Source organism: Nonomuraea sp. B19D2 (genome assembly GCF_040137845.1).
In the GTDB taxonomy this organism is placed as follows: Bacteria; Actinomycetota; Actinomycetes; order Streptosporangiales; family Streptosporangiaceae; genus Nonomuraea.
In genome coordinates this window covers 231314-247989 of sequence record NZ_JBEFAK010000003.1, presented here as the reverse complement: position 1 = coordinate 247989, position 16676 = coordinate 231314, and the positions used below count along the sequence as shown (strand labels likewise).

The 16676-nt window shown below is 70.7% G+C and carries 13 protein-coding genes; 5 read left to right on the top strand and 8 right to left on the bottom strand.

Annotated features, from left to right (window positions below; genetic code table 11):
• Nucleotides 1–12 precede the first annotated feature (12 nt).
• Nucleotides 13–1374, bottom strand: a complete 1362-nt coding sequence (locus ABN273_RS07745; protein WP_349447954.1) for an amino acid permease — start codon at nucleotides 1372–1374, stop codon at nucleotides 13–15.
• Between the two features lie 168 nt (nucleotides 1375–1542).
• Between ABN273_RS07745 and dnaE the strand changes: the two genes are divergently transcribed.
• Nucleotides 1543–5070 (top strand): DNA polymerase III subunit alpha, encoded by a 3528-nt coding sequence (dnaE, locus tag ABN273_RS07740; protein WP_349447953.1) that lies wholly within the window; start codon nucleotides 1543–1545, stop codon nucleotides 5068–5070.
• A 106-nt stretch (nucleotides 5071–5176) separates the two neighbouring features.
• Here the strand turns inward: dnaE and ABN273_RS07735 are convergent, their stop codons facing one another.
• Complete coding sequence (locus tag ABN273_RS07735) at nucleotides 5177–5359, bottom strand: hypothetical protein (RefSeq protein WP_349447952.1); 183 nt, start codon at nucleotides 5357–5359, stop codon at nucleotides 5177–5179.
• A 99-nt stretch (nucleotides 5360–5458) separates the two neighbouring features.
• On the opposite strand from ABN273_RS07735, the gene ABN273_RS07730 reads away from it, so the two are divergent.
• The gene (locus tag ABN273_RS07730; protein ID WP_349447951.1) at nucleotides 5459–6829 is read left to right on the top strand and encodes an amidase; all 1371 of its coding nucleotides are present in this window, start codon (nucleotides 5459–5461) and stop codon (nucleotides 6827–6829) included.
• A gap of 66 nt (nucleotides 6830–6895) precedes the next feature.
• Here the strand turns inward: ABN273_RS07730 and ABN273_RS07725 are convergent, their stop codons facing one another.
• Nucleotides 6896–7417 (bottom strand): hypothetical protein, encoded by a 522-nt coding sequence (locus ABN273_RS07725; RefSeq protein WP_349447950.1) that lies wholly within the window; start codon nucleotides 7415–7417, stop codon nucleotides 6896–6898.
• A 66-nt stretch (nucleotides 7418–7483) separates the two neighbouring features.
• On the opposite strand from ABN273_RS07725, the gene murA reads away from it, so the two are divergent.
• Nucleotides 7484–8791, top strand: coding sequence for a UDP-N-acetylglucosamine 1-carboxyvinyltransferase (gene murA, locus ABN273_RS07720; protein WP_349448255.1), 1308 nt, complete (start codon nucleotides 7484–7486; stop codon nucleotides 8789–8791).
• 74 nt (nucleotides 8792–8865) lie between these two features.
• The gene (locus ABN273_RS07715; protein WP_349447949.1) at nucleotides 8866–11100 is read left to right on the top strand and encodes a transglycosylase domain-containing protein; all 2235 of its coding nucleotides are present in this window, start codon (nucleotides 8866–8868) and stop codon (nucleotides 11098–11100) included.
• A 32-nt stretch (nucleotides 11101–11132) separates the two neighbouring features.
• On the opposite strand, the gene ybaK is transcribed toward ABN273_RS07715, so the two are convergent.
• Nucleotides 11133–11588 carry a Cys-tRNA(Pro) deacylase gene (ybaK, locus tag ABN273_RS07710; protein WP_349448254.1) on the bottom strand — a complete coding sequence of 152 codons (456 nt, stop codon included), beginning with the start codon at nucleotides 11586–11588 and terminating at the stop codon, nucleotides 11133–11135.
• Between the two features lie 59 nt (nucleotides 11589–11647).
• Nucleotides 11648–12574: a helix-turn-helix domain-containing protein gene (locus ABN273_RS07705; RefSeq protein ID WP_349447948.1), complete on the bottom strand. Its 927-nt coding sequence runs from the start codon at nucleotides 12572–12574 to the stop codon at nucleotides 11648–11650.
• Between the two features lie 53 nt (nucleotides 12575–12627).
• Between ABN273_RS07705 and ABN273_RS07700 the strand changes: the two genes are divergently transcribed.
• A complete protein-coding gene (locus ABN273_RS07700) occupies nucleotides 12628–13764 on the top strand; it encodes an MFS transporter (protein WP_349447947.1) in 1137 nt (378 codons plus the stop codon).
• An 8-nt stretch (nucleotides 13765–13772) separates the two neighbouring features.
• Here the strand turns inward: ABN273_RS07700 and ABN273_RS07695 are convergent, their stop codons facing one another.
• From ABN273_RS07695 to ABN273_RS07685, 3 genes are all read right to left on the bottom strand, one after another.
• Nucleotides 13773–15233, bottom strand: a complete 1461-nt coding sequence (locus ABN273_RS07695; RefSeq protein ID WP_349447946.1) for a trypsin-like peptidase domain-containing protein — start codon at nucleotides 15231–15233, stop codon at nucleotides 13773–13775.
• 104 nt (nucleotides 15234–15337) lie between these two features.
• A complete protein-coding gene (gene ligD, locus ABN273_RS07690; RefSeq protein WP_349447945.1) occupies nucleotides 15338–16345 on the bottom strand; it encodes a non-homologous end-joining DNA ligase in 1008 nt (335 codons plus the stop codon).
• A 20-nt stretch (nucleotides 16346–16365) separates the two neighbouring features.
• Complete coding sequence (locus ABN273_RS07685) at nucleotides 16366–16551, bottom strand: hypothetical protein (protein WP_349447944.1); 186 nt, start codon at nucleotides 16549–16551, stop codon at nucleotides 16366–16368.
• Between the last annotated feature and the right edge of the window lie 125 nt (nucleotides 16552–16676).

The window sequence follows — 16676 nt, the reverse complement described above, 5'->3', positions numbered from 1 at the left end:
GAGACTACCCAGTCAGGTGATCGACGACGTCCCGTTGCGGGTGCGGCGGCGGTTGACCACCTGCCAGCCGAGGGCGATGGCCACGACCAGCGCGGGGATGAGGAAGAACGCGACCCGCTGGTCCTCGTCGGCGACGGGCATCAGCAGCACGACCAGCGCCAGGAACGCCAGCGTGAGCCAGTTGGTGTACGGCGTGCCCGGCATCGGGAACACCGACCGGTGCCCCGACCTGCGCAGCCGCATCTGGCAGTAGACCAGCACGCCCCAGGTCGTGATCACGCCGAGGGAGGCGACGGCCGTGGCGATGTTGAAGGCCCGCTCGGGCAGGAAGTAGAACAGCGCCACCCCGGCCAGGAACATGATCGCCGTGAACAGGATGCCGCCGAGCGGGACGAACCGGGAGCTCAGGGTGCCCGCGAACCGGGGCGCCTCCTGTTTCATGGCCATCGAGCGCAGGATGCGGCCCGTGGCGTACAGGCCGGAGTTGCAGGACGAGAGCGCGGCGGTGATCACCACGAGGTTCATGGCGTCGGCGGCCCACGGGACGCCGAGGCCCGAGAAGACCGTCACGAACGGCGAGACGCCCGCGTGGTAAGCGGTCCACGGCAGGACCATCCCCAGCAGCGCCACCGACCCCACGTAGAAGACCGCGATGCGCCACACGACGCCGTTGATCGCCTTCGGCATGACCTGGTGCGGCCTGGCCGTCTCGCCCGCCGCGATGCCGACCAGCTCGATCGACGCGTACGCGAACACCACCGACTGCAGGCTCATCAGCACCATCGGGAAGCCCTTGGGGAAGAAGCCGCCGTGGGCGACGAGGTTGTGCGGGCTCGCCTGGCCGATCGTGAACACCACCAGCACCAGGCCGATGACCAGGAAGACGGTGATCGCCAGGACCTTGAGCATGGCGAACCAGAACTCCAGTTCGCCGAAGAGCCGAACCGACAGCAGGTTGACCGACAGGACCGAGCCCAGGGCGATGAGCGCCGTGAGCCACTGCGGGAACGCGGGCGCCCAGTAATGGATGTAGGCGGCGATGGCGGTCAGCTCGGCGATGCCGGTGAACGCCCAGTTGAGCCAGTACATCCAGCCGCTGGCGAACGCCGCCCACGGGCCGATGAGCTCGCCCGCGTACTCGACGAACGACCCCGACACGGGGCGGTAGAGCACGAGCTCGCCGAGCGCCCGCATGACGAAGAACGCGGCCACCCCGGCGGCGGCGTACGAGAGCACCAGGGCGGGCCCCGCGGCGGCCATCCGGCCCCCGGAACCGAGGAACAGCCCGACACCGATCGCCCCGCCGATGGCGATCATCTGGACCTGGCGGTTGCCGAGCGCGTGCCGGTATCCCTCGTCGGTCTGCGTGCGCACCGAGTGTCTCCTCAACTACTCACAGTGAGTACGACGATATCCGCGCTGCTGGTCGCGAGGGTCCCGGCGCGCCGGTCAGAGCACGTGCGCGTCACCTGCTCCGGGATGTCGGTCCGGACCACTAGAGTCGGAGCGCACAACCACATCGAGACCGGGAGGCGCCGCTCCATGTCGTCCAGCGAGTCGTTCGTCCATCTGCACGTGCACACCGAATACTCGATGCTGGACGGGGCCGCCCGGCTCAAGCAGATGTTCAAGAAGGTCGACGAGCTGGGCATGCCCGCGATCGCGATCACCGACCACGGCAACATGCACGGCGCGTACGACTTCTTCAAGCAGGCCACGGGCGCCGGGATCAAGCCGATCATCGGGATCGAGGCCTACGTCGCGCCGGAGCTGCGCCACAACAAGAAGCCGGTGTTGTGGGGCGAGCCGCACCAGAAGAAGGACGACGTCTCGGCGGGTGGCTACTACACCCACATGACGATCTGGGCGCGCAACAAGACGGGCCTGCACAACCTGATGAAGCTCAGCTCGCGCGCCTACACCGAGGGGTTCGTCCGCAAATGGGCGCGGATGGACGCCGAGACCCTCGCCGAGCACGCCGACGGCCTGATGGCCACCACCGGCTGCCCGTCGGGCGAGGTGCAGACCAGGCTGCGGCTCGGCCAGTACGACGAGGCGGTCAAGGCCGCCGCGAAGTTCCAGGAGATCTTCGGCAAGGACAACTACTTCCTGGAGATCATGGACCACGGGCTCGACATCGAGCGCCGCGTCCGCGACGGGCTGACCAGGATCAGCAAGGAGCTCGGCATCCCGCCGCTGGTCACCAACGACTCGCACTACACCTACGAGTCCGACGCCGCCTCCCACGACGCCCTGCTGTGCATCCAGACCGGCAAGCAGCTGTCCGACCCCGACCGCTTCCGCTTCGACGGCAGCGGCTACTACATCAAGAGCGCCGACGAGATGCGCGCGGTCGACTCCTCCGACCTGTGGGCCGAGGGCTGCCGCAACACGCTGCTCGTCGCCGAGAAGGTCGACCCTGAGGGGTTCTTCCAGCACAAGAACCTCATGCCGACCTTCCCCATCCCCGACGGCATGACCGAGGAGCAGTTCTTCCGCCAGGAGGTCTGGAAGGGCCTCGAGCGGCGCTTCCCCGAGGGCGTCGACGAGGAGCACCGCGCCTGGGCGGAGAACGAGCTGGGCGTCATCATCCAGATGGGCTTCCCGAGCTACTTCCTCGTGGTCGCCGACTTCATCATGTGGGCGAAGAACAACGGCATCCGCGTCGGCCCCGGCCGTGGCTCCGCGGCCGGCTCGCTGGTGGCGTACGCGCTGGGCATCACCGACCTCGACCCGATCCCGCACGGCCTGATCTTCGAGCGCTTCCTCAACCCCGAGCGCGTGTCCATGCCCGACGTCGACATCGACTTCGACGAGCGCAGGCGCGGCGACGTGATCCGTTACGTGACCGAGAAGTGGGGCGCCGACAAGGTCGCCATGATCGCCACGTTCGGCACCATCAAGGCGAAGGCCGCCATCAAGGACGCCGGTCGCGTCCTGGGCTATCCCTACGCGCTGGGCGACCGGGTCTCCAAGGCGTTCCCGCCCGCCGTCATGGGCAAGGACATCCCGCTGTCGGGCATCTTCGACAAGGACCACCCCCGCCACGCCGAGGCGGGCGAGCTGCGCAAGCTCTACGAGGAGGACGTCGACGTCAAGGCGACGATGGACCTCGGCAAGGGCCTGGAGGGCCTGATCAGGCAGACCGGCGTGCACGCCGCCGGCGTGATCATGTCGGCCGAGGTGCTGACCGACTACATTCCGATCATGCGCCGCGACTCCGACGGCGCGATCATCACGCAGTTCGACTACCCGACCTGCGAGACGCTCGGCCTACTGAAGATGGACTTCCTGGGCCTGCGCAACCTCACGATCATCGACGACTGCGTGAAGATGATCGAGTCCACGACCGGCGAGCAGATCGACCTGCTGAAGCTGCCGCTCGACGACCGCAAGTCCTACGAGCTGCTGGCCAGGGGCGACACGCTGGGCATCTTCCAGCTCGACGGCGGCGGCATGCGCTCGCTGCTGCGGCTCATGCGCCCCGACAACTTCGAGGACATCTCCGCCGCCCTCGCCCTCTACCGCCCCGGCCCGATGGGCGCCAACTCCCACACCAACTACGCGCTGCGCAAGAACGGCCAGCAGGAGATCACCCCGATCCACCCCGAGCTCGAGGAGCCGCTGAAGGATATCCTCGACACGACCTACGGCCTGATCGTCTATCAGGAGCAGGTCATGGCCATCGCGCAGAAGGTCGCCGGCTACTCGCTGGGCGGCGCCGACCTGCTGCGGCGCGCGATGGGCAAGAAGAAGAAGTCCGAGCTGGACAAGCAGTTCGAGTTCTTCGAGAAGGGCATGCAGGACAACGGCTTCTCGGCGGCGGCCATCAAGGCGCTGTGGGACATCCTGCTGCCGTTCTCCGACTACGCCTTCAACAAGGCCCACACCGCCGGTTACGGCCTGGTCTCCTACTGGACCGCCTACCTCAAGGCCAACTACCCGGCGGCCTACATGGCCGCGCTGCTGTCGTCGGTGAAGGACGACAAGGACAAGTCGGCCCTCTACCTCAACGAGTGCCGCCGCATGGGCATCAAGGTCTTCCCGCCGGACGTCAACGACTCCGACTTCGACTTCACGCCGCGCGGCACCGACATCCGCTTCGGCCTGTCGGCCGTCCGCAACGTCGGCGGCAACGTCGTCGACGGCATCCTGAAGGCGCGCCAGGAGAAGGGCCGTTTCGCCGAGTTCAAGGACTTCCTGCGCAAGGTCCCGGCCATCGTCTGCAACAAGCGGGTCATCGAGTCGCTGATCAAGGCGGGCGCGTTCGACTCGCTGGGCCACGTTCGCAAGGGCCTGGTCATGGTGCACGAGCAGGCCGTCGACGCGATCATCGACATCAAGAAGAACGAGGCCATCGGGCAGGACTCCCTGTTCGGGGCGATCGACGGGGGCGAGGACCAGACCTTCGACGTGCAGATCCCGGTGGGGGAGTGGGACAAGAACACGCTCCTGCAGTTCGAACGGGAGATGCTCGGCCTCTACGTGTCCGACCACCCGCTGTTCGGCGTGGAGCACATCCTCGTGGCGGGCGCCGACTGCTCGATCGCGGCGGTCCAGGACGAGAGCCGGGCCGACGGGCAGGTCGTGACCGTGGGCGGGATCCTGAGCGGGGTGCAGCGCAAGGTCACCAAGAAGGGTGACACCTGGGTGCTGACCCAGCTGGAGGACCTCGAGGGCTCGATCGAGGTGATGATCTTCCCATCGGCGTACCAGCTGTGCTCGACGATCCTGGCCGAGGACGCGATCGTCTTCGTCAAGGGGCGGATCGACAAGCGGGAGGACGTCGCCAAGATCATCGCCATGGAGGTGACGGCGCCCGACCTGACGCAGGAGGCGGGCGGGCCGCTGCTGGTGAGCCTGCCGCTGGCCCGCTGCACGCCGCCCGTCGTGGGCCGCTTGAAGGAGATCCTCACCACGCATCCGGGCACGTCGGAGGTGCACCTGCAGGTGCACAACGGGCCCAAGACGACGGTGATGCGCGTCGACGACCGGCTGCGCGTGACGCCCTCGCCTGCGCTGATGGGCGACCTGAAGCAGCTCCTCGGCCCTGCCTGCCTGGGCGCCTGACGCGGAGTCTCGGCCGGTCCGCCGGTTCCGAGGCCCGTCGAACGGTCCTTCTGGGGCTACGCACGGGGAAGCCGACCCGCCGCAGCGGTGCGCGGGACGGCGGCCGTCACGGCCCAGGATGGTGTTTGAGGTGGAGGGCGAGGCGGGCGCGCACCGGAACGGTGTGGATGGCGGTCGGCGTGCACCTCGGCTTCCACATCGCCAACAGGACGTTCCCGATCAAGATCAGCCAGTTCTCCGTGGAGCTCGTCATCCTGGCCTGCACGCTCACCGTCACGGGACTGCTCATCCTGGTCCAGCGGAGGGGAGGACATGCGGCGGTCCCAGCCGGAGAGCTTGGCAACCCTCGCCGTCGCCGCCCCGCAGCTCGTGGGGCAGGATCACAAGAGTGAGCGAACTCCACTACCTGAGCGCGACCGAGCTGGCACACCTGATCAGGACCAGGCAGGTGAGCGCCGTAGAGGTCGTCCAAGCCCACCTCGACCGCATCGAGCAGGTCAACCCGCACGTCAACGCCATCGTGACCCTGGTCGCCGAGCAGGCGCTCGAGGCGGCCAAGGCGGCCGACGAGCGGGAACCGGCGGGGGCGCTGCACGGACTGCCCGTCGCGCACAAGGACCTCGTCGACACGGCCGGCATCCGCACGACCTACGGCTCGCCGCTCTTCGCCGACAACGTTCCCACCCGGGACGAGGTGATCGTCCAGCGGCTCCGCGCCGCCGGGGCCATCACCATGGGCAAGACCAACACTCCGGAGTTCGGCACCGGCTCCCACACCGTCAACGAGGTGTTCGGCGCCACCAGGAACCCCTACGACCTGTCCAGGTCCGCCGGGGGCAGCAGCGGGGGCGCCGCAGTGGCCCTGGCCACGGGCATGGTCCCGCTGGCCGACGGGTCCGACATGGGCGGCTCCCTGCGCAATCCCGCGTCGTTCTGCAACGTCGTCGGCCTGCGCCCCACTCCCGGGCGCGTCCCCTACCCGTCCGACACCGCGGCCTGGTACACCCTGTCCGTGCAGGGGCCGATGGCGCGGACGGTCGAGGACGTCACGTTGATGTTCGGGGCCATCGCCGGATTTGACCGGCGCTCCCCGTACTCGATCAAGGAGGTCTTCGCCCCTGAGCCAGAGGAGGGCGTGGCGGGCCTGCGGGTGGCGTGGAGCCCGGATCTCGGCGGGCTGCCGGTGGACCCGAGGACGGCGGAGGTCACCGCGACGGCGCCGCCGGTGTTCGAGCGGCTGGGCGCGCGCGTCGAGCAGGTGCAACTGGACCTGTCGGAGGCGGAGGACGCGTTCAGGACCTACCGGGCGTGGAACTACACGCTGTCCTTCGGCGACCTGACCGGGCTCGGCCCCAACACCCAGTGGAACGTCGAGCAGGGCCGCAAGGTCACCGGCGCCGACCTGGCCAGGGCCGAGCAGGCGCGCAGCCGCCTCTACCAGCGGATGGCCGCGTTCTTCGACACCTACGACGTGCTGATCGCGCCGGTCAGCCAGGTGCCGCCGTTCCCGATCGAGCAGCCCTACGTCGACGAGATCAACGGGGAGAAGCTGCCCGACTACCTCGCCTGGATGCGCTCGGCCTACTGGATCAGCGTGCTGCACGCCCCGGCCGCGTCCGTGCCCGCCGGGTTCACCTCCGACGGGCTGCCGGTGGGGGTGCAGATCGTGGGCAGGCCGTTCGAGGACGCCAGGGTGTTGCGCGTGGCCCGTGCGTTCGAGCAGGCCACCGGGCACGGTCTCCGCCACCCGCCGCTCTAGCTCTCCCTCTTCCCGCCGACCGGCGCTCGGCGGGCGCCGCGGGGCATCGGGGAGAGGGCGTGATGGTCAGAGGGGCTCGGGCGGGTCGCCGTACGGGTGGCGGAGGGGGGACTCCCGGTAGCCGTGCATGCCCTCCAGCAGCGCGAACAGCCCCACCCCGAGCAGCGGCCAGGAGACCAGCACCCCTGAGGCGGTCAGCTTCAGCGCGCCGGGGACGATCTTTGCGCCGGGCTGGGCGGCGGCCTCGATCACGACCGCGCCGATGGTGAACGTCGACCCGACCCACAACGTCAGCATCGCGCCCAGCACCCCGCCCGCGCAGAGCCCGAGGAGCACCGGCAGCATCCATCGCCGCCCGATGAACCACCCGACCCCGCCGCACAGCAGTCCCAGCCCGCCGGTGATCACCGCGAACCAGCCGTCGGCCGCGATCAGCGCCTGTGTCGACGGGTCGGCCAGCACCGTCCCCTGCTCCGTGACCTGGTACGGAGCCCGTGGCGCGAGCCCCGACCAGAGCAGTCCGGCGGCGGCTCCGAGAGTGGCGAGTGTGAGGACAGTTACCGCAAAAGCGCGCACTTCCCTCGCCACGCCACTCCCCCTCACATGTACGTCCGAATCAGCTCGATGGTATCTCCCGGCTAGGCTCGCTTCGTGATGCAAGAAGAGGTCTGGTTGATAGAACCCTCCGGCCCGCTCCGGGGGGACGTCCAAGTACGCGGCTCCAAGAACGGAGTCTCCAAGCACATGGTCGCCGCCATGCTTGGCGGCAGCGAGAGCAGCATCCACAACGCCCCCGAGGTGGGCGAGGTGGAGATCACGGCCGCCATGTTGCGGGCGCTCGGCATCAACGTCGAGATCTCCCGTACGGAGATCAGGATCGAGCGTGGCCGGGAGATCGAGCCGAGGGTGCCGGACGCCTTCACGGGGCTGAACCGCATCCCCATCCTCATGCTCGGTCCCCTGCTGCACCTGGCGGGGGAGGCGTTCGTCCCGCTGGTCGGCGGCGACCCGATCGGGCGGCGGCCGGTGAACTTCCACGTGGAGGCCCTGCGCGCGATGGGCGCGGAGGTGGAGGTGGGCGACACCGGCATCTTCGCCAAGGCCGGCCGGCTCCACGGCACCAGGATCGAGCTGCCGTACCCGAGCGTGGGCGCCACGGAGACGGTCCTGATGTCGGCCGTGCTGGCCGAGGGCAAGACGGTGCTGAAGAACGCCGCGATGGAGCCCGAGGTCGTGGAGCTGGCGCTGTTCCTGCAGCGGATGGGGGCCAGGATCGAGCTCTCGCCCGACCGCAGGATCGTCATCGAGGGCGTCGAACGGCTGCGCGGCGCATCCACCTGGCTGACCGGTGACCGCATCGAGGCGTTCTCGTACCTGGCGGCGGGGCTGGTCACCGGGGGAGAGGTGCGCGTGCACGGCTGCCCGCAGGACCGCCTGGTCACCGCGATCACCACGCTGGCCAGGATGGGTGCCCAGTTCGACATCAACGACGAGTACCTGTGCGCCACCGCGCCGCCGGAGGGGCTGCGCTCGGCGGCCGTGCAGACCGACACCCACCCCGGGTTCATGACGGACTGGCAGACGCCGCTCATGGTGCTGTTCACGCAGAGCCAGGGCATGTCGGTGCTGCACGAGACGGTCTTCGAGAACCGCCTGGTGTACGTCCCCGCGCTGCAGAAGATGGGCTGCGAGATCGAGGTGTTCGACCAGTGCCTGGGCGGCCCGGCCTGCCGCTACCACGACACCAACGCCAGGCACTCGGCGGTCGTGCGCGGCGTGTCCAAGCTCAAGGGAGCCGACGTGACGCTGCCCGACATCAGGGCCGGGTTCTCGGCCGTGCTGGCGGCCGCGGTGGCCGACGGCCCGTCCACACTGCGCGGCGTGCACCACATCGAACGCGGCTACCACCGGCCGTTCGAGCAGTTCGCGTCGCTCGGCCTGCACATCCGCCGCCAGCGGTAAGGGTCCCGCAGGCAACGGTAAACAGCTGACAAGCGGTCGTTTGGCATGGATCCGGACGTCGCACACCAAGGTACGTGACCGTACTCAGATCCGTCGGCGCACTCGCGTTGGCGGGGGCGCTCGGCGGAGTGCTGACCGCGGCACTGGCCGCGCCCGTGGTCAGCGGGGGCGGCATGGCCGCCAAGAACGTCGCGAACACCTTCATCGAACTGCCGCCCGCGCCGCGCGAGGAGCCGCTGGCGCAGGTGACCAGGTTGCTGGACAAGGACGGCCGGCCGTTCGCCCAGTTCTACGAGGCGAACAGGACAGCCGTCCCGCTCAGTGCCGTCGCGCCGGTGATGCGCCGGGCGATCGTGGCCATCGAGGACGCCCGCTTCTACGAGCACGGCGGCCTCGACGTCAGGGGCACGCTCCGCGCGCTGCTCACCAACACCCAGGCCGGCGGCATCAGGCAGGGTGGCTCGTCCCTGACGCAGCAGCTCGTCAAGAACATCCTGGTCGAGAGCGCCCGCACCGAGGCCGAGCGCGACAGGGCCCGCGCCCCGAACCTGGCCCGCAAGATCACTGAGCTGCGGCTCGCGCTGGCCCTGGAGAAGAAGTACCGCAAGGACGAGATCCTGGAGCGCTACCTCAACATCGCCTACTTCGGCGCGGGAGCGCACGGCGTCCAGGCGGCGGCCAGGCGCTTCTTCTCCACGTCGGCCTCCCGGCTGACGCTGACCCAGGCGGCCACGCTGGCGGGCGCGGTGCGCATGCCGTTCTCGACCGATCCCTCGCTCGGCCCGGCGCACCGGGCGCGCCTGAAGATGCGGCGGGACCTCGTGCTCGACCGCATGGCCGGGCTGAAGCTGATCAGCCAGGAGGAGGCGGCGCGCGCCAAGGCCGCGCCGCTCGACATCAGGCTCAAGCCCGAGCCCGGCGGGTGCGAGCAGAGCGCGTACCCGTTCTACTGCCTGTACGTGCAGCGGGAGCTCCTGTCCAACCCCGTGTTCGGCAACACGGCGGCCGAGCGGCGGACCAGGATGGCCAGGGGCGGCCTGGTGATCAGGACCAGCCTCGACCCGATCGCGCAGCGCGCCGCCGAGCAGGCCATCCGCCGCTACGTCGCGCCCGAGGACACCGAGGTGGCCGCCGAGGCCATGGTGGAGCCGCGGACCGGGCGGATCAGGGCGATCGCCGCCAGCAAACGGTTCGGCCGCAACCCGGGTGACCGGAAGAACGGCCCCAAGACCACCTTCAACCTGGCCGCGGACGTGGCGCACGGCGGGGGCCAGGGCTTCCAGGCCGGGTCGACGTTCAAGGTGTTCACCCTGGCCACGGCGCTCAAGCAGGGGTGGCGCTTCAACGACGGCTTCATGACGCCGGGCGCGCTCGTGCCCGCGCAGGGCTACCGCGACTGCTCGGGACGGCCCGTCAACGACCCGGACGCCCGCGTTCTCAACGCCAGCGGCGAGGGCTCGGGCGGCCCGCACAGCATCGAGACCGGCACCTGGAAGTCGGTGAACATCTTCTACATGATGCTGGAGCGCAAGGTCGGGCTCTGCAACGTGGTGCGCACGGCCAAGGCGCTCGGCATCACCCGGGCGGACGGGCAGCCGCTGAAGGAGGTGCCGACGTTCACGCTGGGCGTCAACGAGATGGACCCGGTGACGGTGGCGGCGGCGTTCGCGACGTTCGCGGCCAGGGGGGTCTACTGCCGGCCGCTGGCCATCGTGGAGATCATCGGCAGGGACGGGCGGCGTACGCACGTGCCGCCCGCATGCGAGCGGGCCCTCGAGGAGGAGGTTGCGGACGCGGTCAACTACGTGCTGCAGGGCGTGTTCACCAAGGGCACGATGCACGGGCAGGGCATCGACCGGCCGGCCGCCGGGAAGACGGGCACCAACAACGGCTACACCTCGGCCTGGTTCGCCGGTTACACGCCCGCGCTGGCGGCGGCGGTCAGCGTCGGGGACATCCGGGGCTCGTACCGGTTCCCGCTGCAGGGCGTGCAGATCGGGGACCGCTACTACGGGTCGGTGCAGGGGGCGTCGCTGCCGGGGCCGATCTGGGTGGAATCGATGGGGTCCGCGCTGCGGCGCGTCGAGCCCAGGGGCTTTCCCGGGCCGGACATGTCCCGCTTCGGCGGCGGCTACACACCCGGGCTCGAGAAGCTGCTGGAGGAGGAGAGGCGGCGCGAGGCCCGGGACGGACGGGGTGAGCGGAGACGGGGCGAGCGTCCCTTCTTCCGGCGGCACCGGCTCTTCAAGTGGCTGGTGGGCCAGTCACCCCTGGAACCGGAGCTCGAGTGGCCGCCGCGGCGGCACTAGAAGTCCACGGAGGCCGCAGATCGCGACGAGGCTCAGCCGGCCTTGCCGATGGGGGCGGTGACGGCCCTGGTGAGCGTGATGAGGTTGTCGGGGGCGGTCTCGATCTGCAGGCCGCGCTTCCCGGCCGAGAAGTAGATCGTCTCGAAGTCGAGCGCCGAGGAGTCGACGACCGTGGGGAGCTGCTTGCGCTGGCCCAGCGGGCTGATGCCGCCCACGACGTAGCCGGTCACCCGCTCCACCTTGGCGGCCTCGGCCATGGCGGCCCGCTTGCTGTTGAGCGCGCCGGCCAGGGCCTTGAGGTCGAGCTTGCCCGACACGGGCACGACCGCCACTGCCAGGCCGCTCTCCACCTCGGCCACCAGCGTCTTGAAGATCCGCTCGTACGGCACACCGAGCGCGTCCGCCGCCTCCTCGCCGTAGGCCTGCGCCGCGGCGTCGTGCTCGTAGGGGTGGAGCGTGAACTCGGCCTTGGCCTTGGTCAGCGCCATGGTGGCCGGAGTGCCGCCCTTGCCTTTCGATTTGCTCACGGGAGCCCATTGTAGCGAATCTACATTGTAAAGGCCTTGCCCGGGGTGTACCCGAACGCCCGCCTGAACACGTCGATGAACGCGCTCGCCGACGCCCAGCCGCAGCGGTGGGCCACGGTGGTCACGGGGACGCCGTCGGCGAGGAGCAGGAGCGCGCGGTGCAGGCGGAGCTGGGTGCGCCACTGCGGGAAGCTCATGCCCAGCTCGCGCCGGCACAGCCTGGCGAGCGTCCGGTCGCTGGTGCCCACCTGACCGGCGAGCTGGGCGAGGGTCCTGCCGTCGGCGGGATCGCGGTGCAGGATCGCGCAGACGGCGACCAGGCGGGGGTCCTGGGCGGTGGGCAGGTGGAGCGGCTGCTCTGGCGCCCGTCTGAGCTGATCGAGCAGCACCGCCCACAACCGCTCCCGCTCCCCGCCGTCCCCGTGATCGCCGTGCTCGCGACTGCCGTGCTCGCGACTGCCGTGCTCGCCGGCGCCGTGACCGGTGCCGGCCGCGTGATCGCCGCTGCGCTCGTCGCCGTCGCCGTGGAAGGCGCCGCGGTGGTCAGCCGGGTCGCTGTCACGCCGACCGGTCGGGCTGGAGGGGGACCGGGGGTGGGAGCGGCCGATCGGATCGGCGTCCGCCGTGTAGGCGATGATCAGCTCGCGGAGCAGCGGGCCGACGGCGAGGACGGCCGGGCGGTCGAGGCCGAGGGGGTTGTCGGTGAGGCCCACCAGGCGCAGGTCGGTGTCGCCGTGGGCACGGTGCTTGTGGACCGTGCCGGCCGGGATCCAGATCGCGCGGTTCGCCGGTGCCACCCATGTGCCCGCGCCGGTGGTGACGGAGAGCACGCCGCGGCAGGCGTACACGATCTGGTGGGTGTCGTGCCGGTGCGCGTCGATGCCCGCTCCGGGCGCGAGCGGCCGCCGCCCCGTGGGGGCCTCGGGAAGGTGGCGGACTTGCGGCATGGGTTGTCATTTTATCGGAAGCGGGCCAGCCGCAGCCGGGAAATGATCGGAGGGTGAACAGGATCCCCATGCTCGCCGCCGGCCACGCGGCCGTGGACTTCTACCAGGGCGCCGTGCCCGCGCTCGTGCCGTTCCTGGTGGCCGGGCGCGGCTACGGGTACGTCGCGGTCTCCGGCATCGTGCTGGCCGCGACGTTGCTGTCGTCGATCGTGCAGCCGTTGTTCGGCATGCTGACCGACCGGTGGCGGATGCCGTGGCTGATCCCGTTGAGCATGGTCGTGGCGGGCGCCGGGGTGGCGCTCGGCGGCGTGACGGACTCGTACGCGCTGACCTGGCTGGCCGTGGCGCTGTCCGGCCTGGGCGTGGCGGCCTACCATCCGGAGTCCGCGCGGCTGGCCAGGATCGCGAGCGAGGGCAGCCACGTGCGGATGAGCTGGTTCTCGATGGGCGGGACGCTGGGCTTCGCGTCGGCTCCCGTGCTGGTGACGCCGTTGCTGGCAGGGTGGGGGCTGGGTGCCTCGCCGTTCCTCGCGGTGCCGGCGGTGGTGGGGGCGGTGGCGACGCTCCCGGCGGTCCGGGCGCTGGCCGGGGAAGGGCAGGCGGCGCGGGGCGCGGCGCCGGTGTCCGGCCGGGACGACTGGCCGTCGTTCGTCAGGCTGACGCTGGTGATCGTCTTCCGCTCGATCGTGTACGTCGGGCTGAGCGCCTTCGTGGCCCTGTTCATGGGAGGCGGCGCGGCGGGCGCGGTGGCGCTGTTCGTGCTGTTCGCGGGCGGGGCGGTGGGGACCGTGCTGGGCGGCAGGCTGGCGGCCCGCTGGGGGAGGGTGCGCACGATGCGCCTGGCCTACGCGCTGGCCGTCCCGGCGGTCGCGGGCGTGGTGCTCGCGCCCGGCCCCATCGCGTACGTGTTCGTCGCGGCCTCGTCGATCGCGCTGTATGTCCCGTTCTCCTTGCACGTCACGCTGGGCCAGGACTTCCTGCCCACCCGGGTGGGCACGGCGGGCGGCGTGACGCTGGGACTGGCGGTGAGCGTGGGCGGCCTGACGAGCCCGCTGGTGGGGGCGCTCGCGGAGGCCACCACCCTGAGGACGGCGCTGGCGTGCTTGATCGCCTTCCCGGCGCTGGCCTGGTTGCTGGCGCGGACGCTGACGGAGCCTGCTGTTGAGCCTGCCGCCCGACCGCGGCCGTGACCAGGCGATCAGCTGCCGGACGCGGGGGCGGTCGGGAGTGAGATCGTGCTGGTGTTGTCGGTCTGGGACGGGTCGAGGCCGGTGGATCCGACGTGGGCGGTGATGCGCGGTGAGGCGCCGGCGTCGCGGGAGACCTGGACGCGGGCCGAGAGCCGGACGGGGGTGCCGGGGCGGACGGCGGCGATCGTGCAGGTGGCCTGCTGGCTGGTCCGCTTGCAGGAGGCTCCTTCAACCGAGGACAGGCTCGTGCCTTTCGGCAGGGTGAGCGTGACGGGCACCCGCGCGGCGGACGTCAGCCCGCGCAGGGCCACGGTGGCCGTGACGAGGGCGGTGTCGCCGGGCTTGACCGGGCTCTTCGGGCCCGCGGCGCTGATGGACAGCGCGTCGTACACACCGCTCGGGTCGGCGCTCTTCACGATGGCGCCGTAGCTCTCGGCGTTGAGGGCGTTGGCGACGGAGAAGCCGCCGTCCTCGCCGTCCTCGCTGCCCGCCGACAGCACGCCGACCAGGTCGCGGGTGCCTTTGATCAGCCATGGGCCGCCGCTGTGGCCCCTGAACAGGTGGCAGTTGTACGTCTCGATCCGCCCGTCCGCCGGCACGGGGGCGGAGCCGGAGGCAGTGTAGAGGGCGCCGTCGATGATCCCGCCGGCCGGCATGGCCTTGCCCAGGCACCAGAGCTGGTCCCTGCCGTCGTACGGTCTCCTCCCGGACACGCCGGGGTAGCCCGAGGTGGCGACGGTGTGCCGGAGGCCCTGATTGAGCATCGGGGTGAAGGCGCCGACCGAGTCCTGGAGCGTGCGGTCGTTCTTCTTGCCGACCTCGAGGAGGGCGACGTCGTAGGTCGAGTTCCAGTCGCCGCCGCTCAGGCCGGTGTAGCCGGCGGGCTTCCACGCCCGCCGGGCGCCCCACCGCCCGTACGGCTCGCGCTGCCGCACGGTGCTCGCCCGCCCGTCGTACGCGGGCACGAATGCGAAGTTCGAGTGCCATCGGCCGGCCGAGGAGCCCGCCGGCACCCCGAACACGCAGTGGGCCGCGGTGACGACGAGCACCTTGGCCGCGGAGCGCACGACGGAGGCGGTGCAGGCGTCGTCCTTCCCGCTTGCGTTGACGTAGAACAGCCGGCCGGTGATCCTGCTGGCCGCCGAGCCGCTGTACGGGCGGCGCACGCGGGCGTAGCCGTTGGAGTCTCCGCCGGGAGTGAGCCGCTTGCTGGACGGCACGTTGCGCCGCGCGGAGGCCGGGACCGGCTTCCGCAGGGTCTTCGGCAAGTCCGCGCCGCTGGCCTTGGCCTGCTTGCTCGCGGTCCAGTAACGCACGGCCTGGCCGGGGTGCATCAGCGGGGACGACGCGGCGCGCCAGGAACTTGCCGTGGCCGGCGTCGCGGGCGGCGGCGGCTCGGCGGCGGCCGCGGGCATCGCGAGCGCGGTGCCGGCCAGCGTGATCAGCGTGGTGATCAAAGTCTTCGACACAGCGATGACTTTAGGTCACATCATGGAGACGAAAAGTAATTGAGCGGCACGTGTCGTCCTGGTGGCGCCGCCGTACGTGAGAGCCCGACGCGCCCGCGCCGCGGTCAGCCGGCTGCCTCGTCGGTGTCGCGGCCCGGCAGGATCTCCGCCGTGGTGGCCTCGTGCGGCTCGCGATCCGGTCGTACCCCGCGCCAGGACGGGTGGCGCAGCCGGCCGTCGCCGGTGACCTCGGCGTACTGCACCTCACCGACCAGGCGCGGCTCGACCCAGCGGGCGTCCCTGCCGTGCTCGCGCGGCACGGGCTCGTCGAACGGCGGGTCGGGCCGCTGCAGCTGCGCGAGGCGCTCGCCCAGGTCGCGCAGCGCGGCCTCGGTGAACCCGGTGCCGACGTGCCCGACGTACCGCAGCCGGCCCTGGGGGTCGTACGCGCCGAGCAGCAGCGACCCGAGCATCCCGGACCGCCGCCCGCCCCCGGGCTTCCATCCGCCGACCACGACCTCGACGGCGCGCACGTTCTTGACCTTCGTCCAGTCGGCGCTGCGCCTGCCCGGCCGGTACGGCGAGCCCATCCGCTTGCACACGACCCCTTCGAGCCCCAGCTGCCTGGAGGAGTCGAACGCGAGCCCGGCGTGGTCGGCGAACCACACCGGCACCTCCCACCGGTAGCCGGGCGTGAACGTGGTCTCGAGCAGCTCCCTGCGCCGGGTGTACGGGCGGGCGATGGTGCTTTCGTCGTCGAGGTGCAGGATGTCGAAGGCCATGTACGTCACCGGGACCGACCTGGTCAGCTCCGCGATCGCCGCGGGGTTGCGCTGGTGCATCCGGGGCTGCAGCGCCTCGAAGCTGGGCCGCCCGGTCTCGTCGAACGCCACGATCTCCCCGTCGATCACGGCCGCGTGCCCGCCGGTGGCGCCGGCCATGAGCTGGAGCTCGGGGTAGGCGGGGGTGATGTCCTTGTTGTTGCGCGACATCAGGCGGACGGCGCCGTCGTCGATGTAGGCGAGGGCGCGCACGCCGTCCCATTTCATCTCCACGGCCCAGCCGGCGCCCTGGACGGAGTTGAGTGAGCCGAGCTGGGCCAGCATCGGCGTGTAGGCCGGCAGCCGAACCATGGTGCATGCCCTGCCAATGGTCAAGTCGGGTGATCTTCGACGAGCTCGGCCAGGTCCACGCCGTGGGCGGCCAGCTCGATGACGGTGGCGCAGTAGCCGCGGAGGTACGTCCTGCCGTTGACCTGGTGCGAGACACGCAACAGCGGGCGATCGTCCAAGATGATCGCCTCCACCAGGAGCCCGTCCGGGCCTCGCCACTGTCCCACGCGGCAAGCGTATGGGCTCGGACATAATGGACACGCAATGTGAAAGTACTCACCTGGCCTCGATGGCCGGTGTGACTCGCTGCGCCGCGACACGTGCCTCTGTGGCCGCTCGGCAAAAACTGCTT